Raw genomic sequence first — 17,412 nt, 5'->3', positions numbered from 1 at the left:
AGAGTGGAGCCAAGAGCAGAGTATGAAAATGATATCAAAGAGATTTTCTTTCAGTAAAGCGGTTGTCGCATTATTCTTTATAGTATTTTTTGTGTATGGTTGTCTGGTTATGAAGGATTACGGGATTTCAGTGGATGAGATACCTGAAAGAAACAGCAGTCTTGTAGTATACAAATATCTTGTTCCAGCTGTAGCTGATATTAAAACTGACACGGTGGATTTCCCAAATGTTGCCCCGCTGCATGAGTGGAAAGACCGCTATTATGGTGTTGCAATGCAATTACCTATGGTTGCGGTAGAGCATTTGTTTGGTTTTCGGCTTCCCATGAGACAAGTATTGCTGATCAGACATATATATATTTATTTACTTTTTTTTATTGCATCGATTTTTTTCTACAAGATGACAAAACGCTTCACAGGCCGCATTGGGTTAGCACTAGCCGGCACATTGATCTTCATTTTATGCCCCAGGATACTTGCGGACTCCTTTCACAATATAAAAGATTCATTGTTTTTATCAGTTTTTACGGTAAATTTATACAGTGCAGTGTTGTTTTTGGATGAACAAAACTGGAAACGGACACTGGCGCTGGCAATTACAACCGCATTATGCGTGAATACGAGAATAGTTGGAGCGGTAATAATTTCGGTATGTCTTGTATTGGTTGTCATTAGAGGAATTCGATCCCGAAATGCAAAATGCAGTATTGTGATTTCGATGGCAGCAGGTTTAGGCAGTATCCTTTTTTATATATTTATATCACCGGTAACCTGGCATAACCCGGTAGTTGAAATTATTAATACTTATAAGACTTTCTCCGACTATACAGTTTGGGAGATAAGAGATCTGTACATGGGCATTAGTTATGATGCGAAAAGTCTGCCATGGCATTATTTGTTCGGCTGGATTCTGATTACGGTCCCTGGAGTCTATTTGTTTTTAGCTGCAACGGGTACAGTTTGCAGTATTATAAGAAAAAATTGGAAAGCGGAACGCTTTCTTGTAGTATTCAGTCTGTTGATTCCGCTACTGTACGTTATGGTAAGACGGCCGGTTTTGTATAACGGTTGGAGACATTTTTATTTTATTTATCCGTTGATTGCATTGCTTGCTGTATGGGGATTTGAATGTTTTTTGAAACTGGCTGAAAAGAGATGCATTCAGTGGCTTCCGATAGCACTTCTAGCTGTTGCATTTATATATATCGGTGTGAGAATTGGCATATATCATCCATATGAATATGCATACTTTAATTCTTTTGCTGAAAAATATGCTAATAATAAGTTCGAAAAAGATTATTGGGGGATTACAACTGCAGATCTGTTACAATATATTCTGGATAATGATCCAAGAAATGAAAATATTCGTACTCATATGAGAATAGATTGGGCGGAAAATGGACTGACAGAAGAAGATAAGCGGAGGTTTAAATTTGTTTCAATAGAAGAACCAGCAGATTATATAACCTGGCAGCCAACGGAATCAGTAGATGACCCAAAAGGACAGTATTATTTTTATAATAAAGAGCATGAGATTCGGGTAAATGGAATCGTATTGGGCGTTATATGTAATGGACGTTGGGATTGGTATTCCACATCGGTGTTGCAGGAAAATAATGAGGCACGCAGCCTGAAGTACAATATCAACGGTATTAATTGGACGCGCGATAGCAGCGACCGGACGGAATTGACCGGTATTCTGAATGAACCAATTACTACAGGAAAGATATCCCTGCAGACCATGGAAGACTCTCTGGCAGGAAATATTGATATTTTGGTTACTTTGGATGGACAAAACTGGATGGCGGCAAACGAACTGGGCGATGTGGATTGGGATGACCGGATACTGCATGTGACATTATTGCAGCCTGCTAAGATCTATGGCGTGAAAATATGTCATGAAGATACGGTGAAGCCGGTGCGGCTGATGCTGAATCTTTATCGTCGCTTTTACGAAGAGTATAATACAGCAGATTTTACTGTAAATTCACCCTTTGAGGTGGTGGCTGCGAGTCATCAGCATGAATTGCAGTCGGCAGAATATGCAGTAGATAATGACAGTTTTACTGGATGGTCTGGAGGGTATCAGGAAGAAGGGATGGTCTTTGCTTTTACGATGAAGGATGTACACCGTTTGAGCGGTATAGCGCTGACAGAAGAAACGGAGTGGTATAATTATCCTCAAAATTTGCGTATTTTTGTATCAAATGATGAATTAAACTGGAGTGAATTAGAATATACCCTGGGTGGTACATCTGTCTTTTCCTTTCCTCCAGTAGAGTGTAGATATGTGAGGATGGTGATTGGACCTCAATCATCACCAGTGGAGAATCACTGGACAATTCGTGAAATTTTGCTTTTTGAAGAAAAGTAATGTTATGAAAACTTGTGGTTGGCAACAATCTGTATTATAATGGGCCATATCTGGCAGAATGATCCGGCCAGGGAGATAATGGATGGTTTAGCCTATGACGAAAATAACATATAAAAAGAAAATTATTCTGCTGGCGTGCTGCGTTTTTGCGGTAGGCCTGTATATACTGGCCGCCAGAGCGTTTATGCCGTTTGTTTACGGTGTAAACGACGACCGTTTTGTAAGGGATATCGTTTCCGGAGCATATCTGGGCTATCCGGATGCGCATATGATATTTATAAAATATCCGTTCAGCTATCTTCTGAAGATTTTATATCAGATCTATAACGGCACGGACTGGTACGGTCTGACGATGGTTGCCTGTCACTCCCTGTGTCTGGCGCTTGTGATGTACCGCATCCTGTCCTGGATGGACACCGTAAAAAAGCGCGTGTGGACAGGCTTGCTCATTCTTGCGGTATTTACCGCCGTATGGTTGTCAAAAACAGTGATCTTTACGTACACAACAGCAGCGGCTGCGCTGGGGATTACAGGCCTTTTCTGGTATATGGTCTCTGAGGAAAAATTGAGTACTTATCTGCTTTCCGGTATTCTGATGCTTGTTACTTACGAGATACGGGAGCATGTATTTCTCATGATGATTCCGATTGCCGGCATGATCTTTCTATGGAAGCATTATCCGTTCCGGAAAAAACTGAAATGGAAGTCATTCCTGTTTCCGGCCGCTTTTTTTGCTGTCCTGGGTCTGAATTATGTGGGGAATGAGCTGTGTTACCGGGGGGATGTATGGGATGATTTCTTCGAATACACCGATTATCGCATCGATATCTATGATTATTATAAATATCCGCCGTATGAGGAAAACCGTGATTTTTATGAGAGCATCGGTGTCAGTGAGGAGACCAGGGAGGCGCTTGTCCGGTACGCGGTGGGATTGGATGACTCGCTCACGACGGATACTTTTCGGAAGATCGCAGAAAAGAGCAAAGAACTGAAAGAAAATGAATTTACGTTTACAGATAGGGTATGGGATGGTGTAAAAGAGGCGCGCCATCAGTTCTTTTACCATGTTTATGCTCCGCTCAGCTACATCGCGATGCTTTTGTGGGTGGTGCTGTTTCTGCTTCTGGTCTGCAAAAAGGACTGGACAAACCTGATATGGGGACTGCTGTTTATTGCTGTACAGATTTTGATGTGGCTGTATTTGGGATATCGCAGGTATTTTCCCTGGAGAATCGGGGAAACAATGCATTTGCTGCTATTCATGTCTGCGCTGGGATTTTACAGCCGTCTGCGGGGATCGTTGGGAGTATGGGTGAACGGTCATATAAAACGGGGCATAAAAAGGATAGCTGCTGCTGCGGCAGGCCTGATTATAGCGGGATCGGCGGTATACAGCGTATATGAACTGTATAAACTGGCAGTTGATACCGCCTGGTTTAATACCGACTACCAGAAAATGGTTGATTATGTAACGGATCACAGCGACAATTTTTATCTTATGGATGTGGATTCAATCTCTAATTTTACAGGAATACTGTATCATAACAAAGAGGTAGGATATATCAATTCCATGTCTATGGGAGACTGGATTGCCTTTTCGGATATTTATTACAGGAAACTGGAGAAGGCCGGTATAACGGATCTGAAAGATGCGATTGCATACCGGGATGATATCTATGTTATATGCAAAGATTATTTTGATTTGGATTATATACAGGCGATGTATAAGGAGGATAATGTCGTTGGAGAGATTGTGGATGTTATTCCCTGCCGGGGATACGAACTGCAGGTATATAAGTTTAGGGTGATAGAAGGGAATAAATGATGGAGAGGAAAACTACTGGATATTTTCATTGGATGAAAGTCATCGGTATCTGTGCACTGCTTGCTGTGGTATTGGAGGTATTTGTTTTTAATTTTCGTTTTTTTCAGTCCATGTTTTTTGAAGACGTTGAAGGAGTACAGGTAAACTATGTCGGTCTGACGGACCGGGGGAACGGTGTTTATAATGTAACAGCCGAAAGTGATGCGTATATAGAGCTCGCATTCCCATATCAGAATATTAAGAATATTCATATTGATATGAAACAGGAAGTGGTCAGCGAATTGTATGCAAATGGCGTTAAGATTACTTTATCCGCAACGGATGAAGGTAATGCTTATTATTATGATATGCCTTCACAGATCATAGTGCCGGATAATAAAGCCAGTCAGTATCTGACACTTCATACTGCGGGAAAAGCCGATAAAATCAAAATATTGATACAGGATGTTCCCGGCAAAAACATTGTGATTAATGACATTTCACTGAATGCGGAACGCCCGGTGCTTTTTTCCGTTTTTCGTGTGGGCACGGTATTTATGCTGTGCCTGTTGATCTATATTTTCCGTCCAAAATCGGGATTCTATGCCTGCGAATATAATCCTAAAAAGAAAATGCAGAGATTGATTATTATTGGCTTTGCGTTAGTGCAGATGGGTATGTTTGCTATACTGACATATAAAGTGAATTATTCGGTGGATCCTGCCGACACGCCTTATCCGGCATTGGCTGAAGTATTGGCAAAGGGCCAGGTATACCTGGATATTGAGCCTTCTGATGAGCTGAAAGCTCTGTCCAACCCCTATGACAACAGTTTGAGGCAGGCTGACGGAGGTGTCGCATTTCTGTGGGATTACGCCTACTATAACGGAAAATATTATGTCTATTTTGGTGTGATACCGGCACTGCTGTTTTACCTGCCATTTTATCTGCTGACCGGGCACAGTTTTCCGATACATCTGGATATCATGATCTGCAGTGCGGCTTTTGTGGCAGGAGTGCTGCTGCTCATGCATCAGTTGGTGAAAAAGTATTTTAGAAAGACCCCGTTCATTTTATATATGTTGTTCAGCGCTGTGATTATCAATGGTGCCGGCGTATTATACCTGGCCCTTCACCCGGATTTTTACAGTGTGCCAAAAATCATGTCCATAACGGTCACCGTGCTGGGACTCTATTTCTGGATGTCTGCAAAGAAAGATGATTCGGACGATCTGATTCCCTGGCGTTTGGCTCTCGGCTCTCTCTTTATCGCCTTTTGCGGCGGCAGCAGGCCGCAGATGCTGCTGGCAGGATTCTTCGCGTTTCCGCTGTTTTGGAATGCAATGATACGCAGACCGATGAAGGAGGGATTTAAGAAAAAGAATGCGGTCTGGATAGCCTGTTTTGCTGCGCCTTTAATATTGGTGGGGGCAGGTCTCATGTATTATAATTATGTGCGTTTCGGATCAGTATTTGATTTTGGGGCGAACTATAATTTAACCACAAATGATATGACGCGCAGAGGGTTTGTATGGGACCGTATCGGATTAGGGCTTTTCAGCTTCTTGTTTCAGCTTCCGGCGACCGTATCACAGTTTCCTTTTATATCTTCCTCCACATTTTTGACCAATTATATGGGTGTGACTATTCACGATACCCCTTACGGAGGTTTGATAGCTTGCAATATTGTTCTCGTGGCAGGATTCTTTCTGTTTAAATTTAAAGAGGCGCTTAAGGAGAAAAAAATATATCTCTTTATGCTGATGTCACTGGTTTTCGGTTTTGTAATCACTGTGGCTGATACACAGATGGCGGGAATACTGATCGGCTATGCGGGGGATTTTGCGATCTTTTTCTTCCTGCCTGCGGTCACGGTTCTCTTATCTCTGGCAGAGAGGACCCGGGAGAGTGAGTACCGGGACAGCTGGTACAGGATCATTGTGGTATTATGCGCATTAAGCCTGCTGTATAATTTCCTCATGATATTTGTCAATTCTAATATTGGAATCAATCACAACTGGTACTACAAAGTTGCCAATGCCATTCAATTCTGGAGATAAGGCGGAATAAAATGAGGTGGAGCATGGTAAAACAGGAAAAAAGCAAGGTGTGGATTTTGTTTGGGGCAGCGCTTATACTGTCCTGTTTTCCACTGTTCACGGCGGACATAAAAGATGCTCATGATATCAGCTTTCATATTAACAGAATCATCGGACTTTGTGAGGCTGTCAGGAACGGACAATTTCCGGCTCTGATTCAGCCTGATCTGAACAATGGATATGGGTATGCTGCCTTGGCGCTATATCCGGGGCTTTTCTTGTATATTCCTGCAGTAATGGTATTGCTGGGGATGCCGGCGGTGTTTGCTTATAAAATTTTTCTGGTCTTTATTAATGCGGGCACATTTCTGATCATGTACGGTTCCATGCGCACTTTGGCATGCGGGCGCAAAAACTCGGCGCTGTGTTCCTTTATATATACCCTTTCTGTCTATCGGCTGGGATGTATCTTTATCCGCGGTGCGCTGGGTGAGGTCCTGGGCATGTGTTTCTTTCCACTGATTGTAGCCGGAGGGTATGAACTGCTGTCCGGAAACAGAAAGCGCTGGCCGTTGCTGGTGATCGGAGTCACCGGCATCCTTCAGTCACATATCATATCCACATTTCTTGCTCTTTGTGTGGGCATAGTTATGATATGGATGTATCGGAGGAATGTTGTCAAAGAAAAAAGGTGGAAGGAACTGCTGCTGTTTTGCGCTTGTACCTTCATACTTAATCTGTGGTTTCTGGTGCCTTTTCTGGATTTTTACAGACAGCCTCTGAATCTGAATATACAGGGGAGCGGGAAAGGAATTTATTATCTGAATACGATTATTCCTGCGCAGCTGTTCAATTTATTAGGGGACAATTTCGGCATAGCATATACACCGGAACATGGAATACTAGGAGAAATGTCAATGACTCCCGGTATGAGCGTGTTTTTAGGTCTGGCGCTGCTGACCGCATTTATAGCTGCCAGGCCGAAATCAGAGAATAACCGTTTTATCGGGAGATGCTGGTGTACCGCATTGGCGCTGCTGCTGCTTTCCACATCGATACTGCCCTGGGAGAAACTGCAGAATATAGGTATTATCAATAAAGCTGCTGGCTGGATTCAATTTCCCATGCGCCTTCTGGGTCCGGCATCGGTTTTGATACTGACCGGGACCGCCCTGGTGTTGGAGAGTTGGGAGGTTTTGTCGGTAAAAGTCAGACGGGCCGTTTCATATGCGCTGATTATATCCGCTCTGATTCCGGCGATTATGATCGGCACTAAGGTTTTTCGGCAAAATACCTTTATGAATGCATTGGAAGCGGTTCCGCAGGTAAATGCGATGGGCCTGGGCAAGGAGTATCTGATGCAGGGGACGGATGATGCACTGCTGTATCAAGAGGGAATATCGGCAGACCGGTCTGTGGTTACGATAGAGAATTATCATAAAACAGGTACTCATATAACGTTTTCCTATGTGAATGAAGGGGAAAATCAGAGAGCAGAACTGCCGCTGCTATGGTATCCCGGTTATACTGTGAAAGATGAGAATGGGGAAGTGCTTAAGACTGCGGCAGGAGAAAATAACGTTCTGTGCGTGTTGCTTAAGGATTACTCCGAAGGGGCAGTCAGGGTATACTATGGAGGAAAAACCGCTTATCGTCTTGCGGCATTTGGTTCGGCTGCCGGAGCATTGGTAATGACAGTTTGGTGGATCGGGCGGAAAAAGAGAAAGGCATCGGATGAAACGGATTGAAAAAAGAATGTTGGCAATTTTTCTGTGTATTGCGCTGCTTCTTGCCAGTTATCCGGCGTTTACAGGATATCTGACCTTTGGCAGTGAGCTGCCGGGGTATCTGGCCCTGCTGCAAAAGCTGCATTTCAGTACCGGGATGCAGATATGGGTCATACATGGCATACAGCTGATTCTAAATATTTGCTGTGTCTGTTCAGCTTTCTGGTTTTTTGGCCTGCTGACAGGGGAACATGTATTGGCCGCATGGCTGACCTTTTTCTATATGATCTGCTGGTTTAGGCTGGGAGTGCTGATGGAGCGGTATTCATTGATAGAAGGCCTGGAGGTTTGTGTACTGCCTGCGGTCTGCGGCACAGTGCTGCAATGTATCAGAGCGAAGAGGACGTGGTTCAGCGGGGCTGCGGCACTGGTATGTTTAGGCTGGATCTTATTGTCGCGTATGCTGCGTTATGGGGTGACACCTGCGGATATACCGGTATTAGGAATAACTGGCTATTTGAAAACGGTCTTCAGCACACAGTGGTTATACAGTATTCTATTTTTTATGTTTTGCTGCCTGGGAGGCGCAGCGCTTCGGCAATGGGCCTTGAATTTGAGCCAGGAGAATAAAATCATAGTATCTGTTTTTATTCTGACGGCTGGCGCTTTTGTGGCAGTAGTTTTCGGGGCACGGATCACGGATGTGCCTGTATACCTGATGTGATTTCAGATATAGATGCTTTTGAAGCGGAAAGGAATTATGATTAAAAACAGAAAGGATGCATGCCGTCAGTTAATCAAGGGCTTGCTGTCTGGCATTTTTATCGCGGTTTTATTGGAAATAACCCTGTTTAATTTCCGGCATTACGAATCGCTGTTTTATGAGCCCGCAAGAGATGTTAAAGTAACGTATCAGGGTCTGACTCTGGTTGACGATAATATTTACCATGTGGATGAAGAAGGAGAGAGTTTCATTGAGCTGAATTTTCCTTATCAGAAGATAGACAGTATTCATCTGGATATGCAGCAGCAGGCGGACAGTGATTTATATACAAACGGAATCAGGGCAACGATCTATGTTTCGGATGAAGGAAACCAGGATTATTACCAGCTTCCGGATCAGATCCTTCTGCACGACAGTCTGCCGAGCCAGTATATAAACCTGCATCTGTATGGAGATAGTTTTCGAATTAAAGTTGTGATTAACGAAATGGCAGGAAAGAACGTAATTATTCATGACCTGTCTTTAAATCCGCAGCGTCCCATGAGCATTTCCTGGAGCAGGGTTGTGATAGTTGCAATGATACTGTGGCTTGGGTGGCTGCTTCGTCCGAATTCACAGTTTTACAAATACAGATATAATCCGCGTAAAATCTGGCAGCGGGCTGTGATTATAGCGGCCGCCTGCGTACAGATAGCATTTTTGTGGTTTATGATTTATCAGGCGGATTATTCGGACAATCCGGATCTTTCGCCATATCCTGCGCTAGCTGAGGTGCTGGCAAAGGGACAGCTATATCTGGATGACCAGCCGGATCCCAGGCTGGCCGCATTGGATAACCCCTATGATCCCGGACTTCGTGGGGCAGAGGGTGTGGAGTATTTGTGGGACTATGCTTATTATAATGGCAGATATTATGTGTACTTTGGTGTGATTCCGGCACTGATTTTTTATCTGCCCTACTACCTCATAACCGGCGGGCCGCTGCGGATGCATTTGGATTTTTATATCTGTGGAGCCGCCTTTGTGGTAGGAATTATGCTGTTAGTGCATCAGCTGATCAAAAAGTATTTCAGGAAAACGCCGTTTTTATTTTATCTGCTGTTCAGCAGTCTCATGATCATGGGATCAGGGGTGCTGTATTCTGTCGTTCATTCGGATTTTTACAATGTTCCCAGGATAACGGCGATCACTTCGGCTGTCCTTGGATTGTATTTCTGGCTTTCAGCTGAAAAAGAGGGGAACAGCGGACTTACATGCTCCCGCCTCGCGCTGGGATCTCTTTTCATAGCGCTTATAGCCGGATGCAGACCGCAGATGCTGTTGATCGGTTTTACAGCGGTGCCGCTGTTTTGGAAGTATTTTGTAAAGGTCACTCCACAGCAGAGAAGAGAGCACAGATATGCGGCGCAGATAGCAGCCTTTGCGCTGCCGTTGATTGCGGTAGGTGCTGCATTGATGGTTTATAATACCCTGCGGTTCGGATCGCCGGTGGATTTCGGCGCGAATTACAACCTCACTACGAATGATATGACACGAAGAGGGTTTGTTTTGGATCGGATTGGCTTGGGGATATTTTCATATTTATTTCAGACGCCGAACATGATTTCACAGTTCCCATTTTTTGCGGGTACGGCAATGGAAACTTCTTATATGGGGACTACTGTCAGCGATACGATGTATGGCGGGTTGTTCACCAGCAATATTATACTGCTTGCCGGGTGCTTTTTTTACAGATTCAGAAGCGCCTTAAAGGATAAGAAAATATATTTGCTGACAATACTGCTTTTAGGATCCGGTTTTGCTGTCATGGTGGCGGATACACAGATGGCTGGCATATTGTTTGGATATATAGGAGATTTTGCCGTGTTTTTCTTTTTGGCTGCAGTTATAGTCCTGCTGGCAATGGTTGAATGGATGGATGACAGAGCGGGTAAAGGTGAGATTTATGCACTGACCGCCTTTTTGTGTTTTCTAAGCTACGGCTACAATATATTTATTTTGTTTACAAACTCAATTATTGATTTAAAGCGGAGCCTATATCAGGCTTTGGCGAACGGTATTCAGTTCTGGCAGTGAATTAATTGAAAGACAATTGTAAACGCAGGGGGACTTGGCACTTCCTGCGTTTTGTGCTAATATGGTAAAAAGATCCGTTTAAAATCCAGAGAGGGATGAAAACAAATGAGTGAAACAATTTCCATAATTGTACCAAGTTATAATGAAGAAAAGAGCCTGCCCTTTTTTTATGATGAAATCTGCAAAATCAAGCCGGAGTTTGAGAAAAAAGACGTGAAATTTGAATTGATATTTGTGGATGATGGATCAAAAGATACCACATTACAGGTTATTAAAGGGCTGAAATCCAAAGATGACTGCGTGCATTACATCTCTTTTTCCAGAAATTTCGGAAAAGAAGCGGCGATCTATGCCGGACTTGAAAATTGTACCGGGGATTATGCGGTTTTGATGGATGCGGACCTTCAGGATCCGCCGGCTTATCTTATGGAGATGTATCTGGCGATCAAAGAAGAGGGTTATGACTCGGTAGCTACCAGACGTGTCAGCAGGAAGGGCGAGCCTGTGATCCGGTCCTTTTTTGCGCGCATGTTTTATCGGTTAATGAATAAGATTTCAAATACGGAAATTGTGGACGGCGCCCGGGATTACCGCCTGATGACCAGGCAGATGGTGGACGCGATTCTCTCCATGTCGGAGTACAACCGCTTTACGAAGGGAATCTTCGGGTGGGTTGGATTCCGCACCAAATGGTTAGAATATGAAAATGTGGAGAGAGTGGCCGGAGAAACAAAATGGTCTTTCTGGAAGCTGTTTAAATACTCTCTGGAAGGAATTATGGCATTTTCTACAGCGCCGCTGGCGCTGGCCTCCTATTTTGGAATTTTACTCTGTATTGTGGCTGTGATTGCGATTTTATTTATTGTGATCCGGGCGCTCTGCTTTGGAGACCCGACGGCAGGCTGGCCGTCACTGGCATGCATCATTATTTTTATCGGCGGTATTCAGCTGTTCTGTATAGGCGTGCTGGGACAGTATCTGGCCAAAACCTATCTGGAGACCAAGAGAAGGCCGATCTATATCAGCAGGGAAAAGGCATAATCGCAGGATGGGGATGGCTTCTGGAACTTCGGTTCCGGTTTCGAAGACTTCCCCATATGTTTTGATGCGGATATTTACTGACGGATATGCGGTCGGCAATGGACGAGAGGTAATCCATGAATGTAATTTATAAAATATTGAAAAACCACAGGGAAACAATAGTCTATGCTGCTTTCGGTTTCATTCTCTGTATCATTTTTTCTTTTCAGCTCTGGCTGGACCGCACCAGTGTTCTCAGTGCGGAAAGCACAGTGGATGAAAGCGGAACTGTTGAAGTGCTTCCCGGCTTATCTCTTGGAAGGGGAACCTACAGGGTTGATTTAGGAACGCTGGTTGCAGGGACTACGGACGATGCGGCGGTGGAGTTCTATTCCCTGGAGCACGGGGTGCTGATGCGGGATAAGATATCCAACGGCATCAGCGTCAACAGCTATACATTGGAACTGGAGAGACCGGTAAATATTATCTATGTAAGGACGGTCAGTGAGCCGGGCATCCCCGTGGAGATTCATTCCGTTACGGTGATGGCGGACAGGCCTCTCTATACGGATACGGTGGTTAACATCGTATTATTTGCCGCAGTATATATACTCTTTGGCTTTTACTATTTCCGGCGGCGCATGCCGGATGCAAAGCTGAAGATTCTGCTGATTCTGGCTTTCGGAGTGCTGCTTTCCAGTTATCCGCTTTTTACAGATTATCTGACACAGGGCCATGACATGAATTTTCAGCTGTATCGCATAGAAGGCATTAAGGACGGGCTGCTAAGCGGCCAGTTTCCTGTGCGCATACATCCCACCCATGCGAACGGATATGGCTATGCCACTCCGGTTCTGTATCCGGAACTGTTCCTGTATATACCTGCTGTTTTCCGGCTCATGGGGATGTCCGTTGTGGGATCCTTTCAGCTGTTCTTATTGCTGATCAATACAGCCACGGCCTTCATTATGTATTATGCCATGAAGGACATGACAAAATCCAGGTATACGGCGGCTCTTGCATCCTTTATATATACGGTATCCAGTTACCGCGTGGCATGTGTGATTCAGAGGTCCGCATTGGGTGAAATCCTGGCGCTCTGTTTCCTTCCGCTTGTGGTGGCGGGGATCTATAACCTGTTTCTGGGAGATAAGAAAAAGTGGTATCAGCTGGTGATCGGAGCCAGCGCGATACTGCAGTCCCATATGATAACCACCCTGCTGACCCTGATGTTTGCGGTGACGATGGGGGTGATCTATCTGCCAAAGCTTTTAAAAGAAAAAAGGTGGCTTGGGCTGGTTAAAACCGTGGCGCTCATTTTGCTTTTGAACCTGTGGTACATTGTGCCGTTTTTTGACTTTTACAGGCTTGACCTGAAGCTGAAACATACTTCGGACGGCTTAAGTATTTTTTTCAATAATGCGGTGATTCCGGCGCAGCTCTTTAATCTGTTTTCGGACCGCTACGGCTATTCTCACAATCTGGACGGGGGGATCGGCGGCGAGATGTCTATGACGCCGGGGCTTTTGGCTGCGCTGTGCATTCTGGTTTGCGGGATTGTGTATTTTATCTATAAGAAAGAAAAAGGAAGCTACGGTAAAAGGCTGTATATTTATGGGCTGCTGATGCTGCTGGGATCTACAAGCCTGATACCGTGGCAGAAACTGCAGGGAATAGGCCCGGTTAACAGCCTGGCCGCTATGATCCAGTTCCCATGGAGACTGCTGGGATTTTCCAGTCTACTGGTAATCGCAGCTTCTGCTCTGCTGCTTCAGAAGGCTGAGATAAAATGGAACATGCGTCAGAAGACTGCTCTGATGGCCGCAGTGCTCTTGACCGGAATGCTGGGAGCGGTTGCGTTCGGAACCGTGGCTACGGATCAGCCGGTTTTCCTAAGAAAGGCGCAGGCCGTGGATTTAACCAGCACGATCGGAATGAATCAGGAATATCTTCTGGAAGGCACGCAGTCTGAACTGTTAGTGGGCAATGCTTATACAGTGTCGGATGAGGCCGTGTCAGTAACCGGCTATTCAAAGAACGGAACGACGGACACCGTTTCCTATCAGGACAACAGCGCATCGAACGAAAGTTTCATTGAGATCCCTCTTCTCTGGTATCCGGGCTACAGCGCTGTGGACAGCAGCGGTGAAAGGCTGACATTGACAGCCGGAGATAACAATGTGATCCGGGTATATCTGCCCGGCCGGACAGAGGGGAGCTTTACGGTCAGATACACGGGAAAGACGATCTATCATGCGGCGGAGGCGCTCTCCTTTCTGACACTGGCGGGCTGCGCCATCTGTGGCGTGATCATGCTCCGGCAGAAACATATGGGTGAACGGTAAAGGAGAAAATGTGAAAAGAGTTATTGCATGGGCAAAAGACAACAAATTTCTGCTGCTGATATCAGCCCTGGCGATCGGTTATGTCTGCCTACCGCTAGCGACTCACATGATGCATAGCGGTGAAGATCTGGGTTATCATCTGCTGCGCATCGAGAATATCAGTGAAGGGTTGAAAGACGGGCAGTTTCCGGTGAAAATAGGGCCGATATTCCTGAATGGCTACGGATATGCATCATCACTGTGCTATCCGGAACTGTTCCTTTATATACCGGCTGTTTTACGTATACTCGGTGTGGGGATCGAGCCGAGCTATAAAGTATTTGCGTTTTTATGTATCGCCGGAAGTTATCTCACCATGTTGTATGCGGCATACCGTATCAGCGGGAAGGAGAAAACCGCGGCATCGGTGGCGGCCATTGTGTATACAATGTCCCAATACCATCTGGCGAATCTGTATACCAGGGGATCACTGGGGGAAACGCAGGCTTTTGTATTCTTTCCGCTCGTCATATACGGTCTTTATAATCTGATATTTGAAGAGTATGAGAGGCCCTGGGTATTGGGGATCGGATTTTGGGGGCTGATGTATTCTCACACGATTTCCCTGGTCAGCGCTTTATGTGTGGCATTTGTGCTCTGTCTGATCTATTTTAAGCGTGTGGTACTCAATGGCAGAAAATTTGTGAAGTTATGTTTGACTGCGGTGATTGTTCTGATGGCAACTGCGGCATATTGGTTGCCGTTTTTGGAACAGCTGCTAAGCCTCGAGATGCGTTTTGGACAGCCCTGGACGCTGGTCAGCGACAATGCAGCGCTGCTTCCGCAGATCTTCAGCATTAATTTCCTGGACTATACCTATAATTTTGACATCGCGATACTTCTGATGTGCCTGCTCGCTCTGGTGCTGCCAAAGTGTGAGGAGAATAAACGACAGCGCAGGACGATCAGATGGTTTCTCATTATGGGTTTTGCGACACTGTGGGTAACGTCTGACTATTTCCCCTGGAAACTGGTTCAGCCGCTGCTCAATAACATACAGTTTCCCTGGCGTTTTTATGCCATCGCTTCCCTGTTTCTTGCCGTTGCAATCGGGTTGATGGCAGTTCTCAAGTTTGGAGGCAGGTATCGGAGGGAGATCATGACCGGTGTCCTGGCTTGCATGGTATTAAGCGGGACTTTGTATTATGAGCATTATAAGATCGATTACTATGATATTAAGAATGACTTCTATACCTATGGGGAAAACACTTTTAATCTCGTGCAGGGGGAATGGCTTCCCAAGAGTGCGGAAGAGAAATACTTTCAGCCTATACGGGATCCAAAAACCGATCCGGAGGTGAAGGAGATAGTAATCCAGGACCGTCTTGTCCGCACGGATGATGGGAGGGAACTGGAATTTTCGGATATCCGCGGTCAGGGACTGCAGTTTGATTTTGAGGGTGCCTGCAGATGGTTGGATGTGCCCCTCGTCTGGTACAAAGGATATGCCGCGTGGCTGACGGATGAAAGCGGAAAACGGACTCCCTGCGCATTGGACGGAAACGGTTTTAACGGAACCGTTCGCCTGTACCCTGAAAGTACTGTGAACGGCGGAACGATGACTGTAAAGTATACCGGGACGGCGGTTCAGCATCTTGCGCTGCTACTTAATACAGTGACACTGGCCGTGCTGGCAGTATGGTGGATGTTCAGGCGCAGAAAGGAAAAAAGCAGCAATGTTTCGGGACAATAAAAAAATGTTTTGGCTGGCGGCAGCAGGGATCGCGCTGCTGTTTGCCGTAACCAGACTGTGGATGCTTGCGGATATTCCCAGAGGCCTGCATGTGGATGAGGCGGGCATGGCTTATGATGCCTACTGCCTTGCGAATTTCGGAACGGACCGGTATCTGAAGCATTTTCCGGTGTATTTAATCAATTATGGGGACGGCCAGAGCGCAATGTACGCGTATCTGGCAGCAATCTGCGTGAAGCTTATGGGATTTTCTGTATTTGCGGTACGGCTGCCAGGTGTGATAGTTAACGGAATCGCCGTGCTGTTCGGGAGTCTGCTGGTGAAGGAAGCTTATGGGCGCAGGGCAGCTCTGACAGCGGCCGGACTGCTTACTGTATGCCCTTATTTCATCATGGCCTCCAGATTCGGATTGGACTGCAACCTTTTTCTGGGATTTTTTACACTGTCGGTCTATTGGCTGTGGAAGGCTGTGAAAGTGCGGCGCTGCCGGCTGTTTGCTGCGGCGGGGTGCTTTTTTGGCCTGACGCTCTACACCTACAGCTTATCCTGGATCACGCTGCCGGTGTTTCTGCTGTTTGTTTTAATCTGCCTGATCCGCAGCCGGAGTATCATCTGGAAGCAGTTCTGGGCATTTTGCATTCCATTAGGGCTGTTGGCATCTCCGCTGTTATTATTTCTGGCAGTCAATATGCTGGGACGCGGCGAAATCAGCACGCCGTTTTTTACTATTCCCAAGCTCTTCGCTTACCGCGGCGCAGAAATATCCCTTGCCAATTTGAAAAACGGCCTTCAGATGCTGAAAAGCATCCTCTTTTTCGGCCCGCTGGAATACAACGCTTTTCCGGAGTTCGGCACACTTTATTATATTTCTGTTCCACTGGTGATTGCCGGCGCATGCCTGTGCGGCAGGAGCGCATTAAGGGCCGTCAGGGATAGAAAGATCACAATTGATACCTTTGTGTTTATCATGTTCTTCAGCGTGCTCTGCTGCGGACTGGTGACGGCCGATGCCAGGGTGGTAAATAAGTCAAATGCGGTATTCTTTTCACTGGTTTTCTTCATCGTTCTGTTTCTTCGCTGGCTGTACCGCCGTTACAGAAAGAGCATAGCAGCCGCCGGAATCTGTTATCTGGTGTTGTTTGTATGTTTTTCCGGGTATTATTATTTCCGATACCCTGCGGACCGCTATCCGCAGGAATATTTCAATGATACGGTGATGAAGGTTGTTGCACATGTATCCGAGGAATATCCGGATCGCACGGTTTATCTGGATACCGGCGGGGTGATGCAGGCGGATATCTATCTGCTGCTGCAGAACCGGACTTCTCCCTATGTATTTATGAGGGAAGCGGAGAGCGGACAGCCGAGGAACTATGACGGGTATTGCACCTTCTTCCCGGAGGAGACGAATAGGAGCGGTGTGTATATTATTAACACGAATGAGGAAATGGCGGATAAACTTGTGGATAACGGATTTACAGAAGAAGAATATTGTGGATACCGGCTCTATACTGTGGATGGTATCCGCTGACATTGATCTAAGGAAGGAGCATGCTGTGGAGACAGGT

At 45.7% G+C, this 17,412-nt stretch carries 10 protein-coding genes; all 10 read left to right on the top strand.

Annotation, left to right across the window (positions count from 1 at the left end):
- Positions 1–22 precede the first annotated feature (22 nt).
- The 10 genes from DWZ56_RS05395 (at position 23) to DWZ56_RS05350 (ending at position 17,375) form a co-directional block, all read left to right on the top strand.
- Positions 23–2,374 (top strand): discoidin domain-containing protein, encoded by a 2,352-nt coding sequence (locus tag DWZ56_RS05395; protein ID WP_158584459.1) that lies wholly within the window; start codon positions 23–25, stop codon positions 2,372–2,374.
- 94 nt (positions 2,375–2,468) lie between these two features.
- Positions 2,469–4,202 carry a hypothetical protein gene (locus DWZ56_RS05390; RefSeq protein WP_118555368.1) on the top strand — a complete coding sequence of 578 codons (1,734 nt, stop codon included), beginning with the start codon at positions 2,469–2,471 and terminating at the stop codon, positions 4,200–4,202.
- The gene (locus DWZ56_RS05385) at positions 4,199–6,241 is read left to right on the top strand and encodes a hypothetical protein (RefSeq protein WP_118555367.1); all 2,043 of its coding nucleotides are present in this window, start codon (positions 4,199–4,201) and stop codon (positions 6,239–6,241) included. The genes DWZ56_RS05390 and DWZ56_RS05385 overlap by 4 nt, the downstream gene beginning before the upstream one ends.
- Before the next feature lie 23 nt (positions 6,242–6,264).
- Complete coding sequence (locus tag DWZ56_RS05380; protein ID WP_118555366.1) at positions 6,265–7,968, top strand: hypothetical protein; 1,704 nt, start codon at positions 6,265–6,267, stop codon at positions 7,966–7,968.
- Positions 7,955–8,671: a hypothetical protein gene (locus DWZ56_RS05375; RefSeq protein ID WP_118555365.1), complete on the top strand. Its 717-nt coding sequence runs from the start codon at positions 7,955–7,957 to the stop codon at positions 8,669–8,671. The genes DWZ56_RS05380 and DWZ56_RS05375 overlap by 14 nt, the downstream gene beginning before the upstream one ends.
- A gap of 36 nt (positions 8,672–8,707) precedes the next feature.
- Positions 8,708–10,747 carry a hypothetical protein gene (locus DWZ56_RS05370; RefSeq protein WP_118555364.1) on the top strand — a complete coding sequence of 680 codons (2,040 nt, stop codon included), beginning with the start codon at positions 8,708–8,710 and terminating at the stop codon, positions 10,745–10,747.
- A 105-nt stretch (positions 10,748–10,852) separates the two neighbouring features.
- A complete protein-coding gene (locus tag DWZ56_RS05365) occupies positions 10,853–11,788 on the top strand; it encodes a glycosyltransferase family 2 protein (protein WP_118555363.1) in 936 nt (311 codons plus the stop codon).
- 116 nt (positions 11,789–11,904) lie between these two features.
- Positions 11,905–14,112 (top strand): hypothetical protein, encoded by a 2,208-nt coding sequence (locus DWZ56_RS05360; protein WP_118555362.1) that lies wholly within the window; start codon positions 11,905–11,907, stop codon positions 14,110–14,112.
- 10 nt (positions 14,113–14,122) lie between these two features.
- Complete coding sequence (locus tag DWZ56_RS05355) at positions 14,123–15,844, top strand: hypothetical protein (protein WP_147369385.1); 1,722 nt, start codon at positions 14,123–14,125, stop codon at positions 15,842–15,844.
- Positions 15,828–17,375 (top strand): ArnT family glycosyltransferase, encoded by a 1,548-nt coding sequence (locus DWZ56_RS05350; RefSeq protein ID WP_118555360.1) that lies wholly within the window; start codon positions 15,828–15,830, stop codon positions 17,373–17,375. Before DWZ56_RS05355 ends, DWZ56_RS05350 begins: the two co-directional genes overlap by 17 nt.
- The last annotated feature ends 37 nt before the right edge of the window (positions 17,376–17,412 follow it).

Source organism: Lachnotalea sp. AF33-28 (assembly GCF_003477885.1).
Lineage (GTDB): Bacteria > Bacillota > Clostridia > Lachnospirales > Lachnospiraceae > AF33-28.
This window is presented reverse-complemented; position numbering and strand designations above follow the sequence as displayed.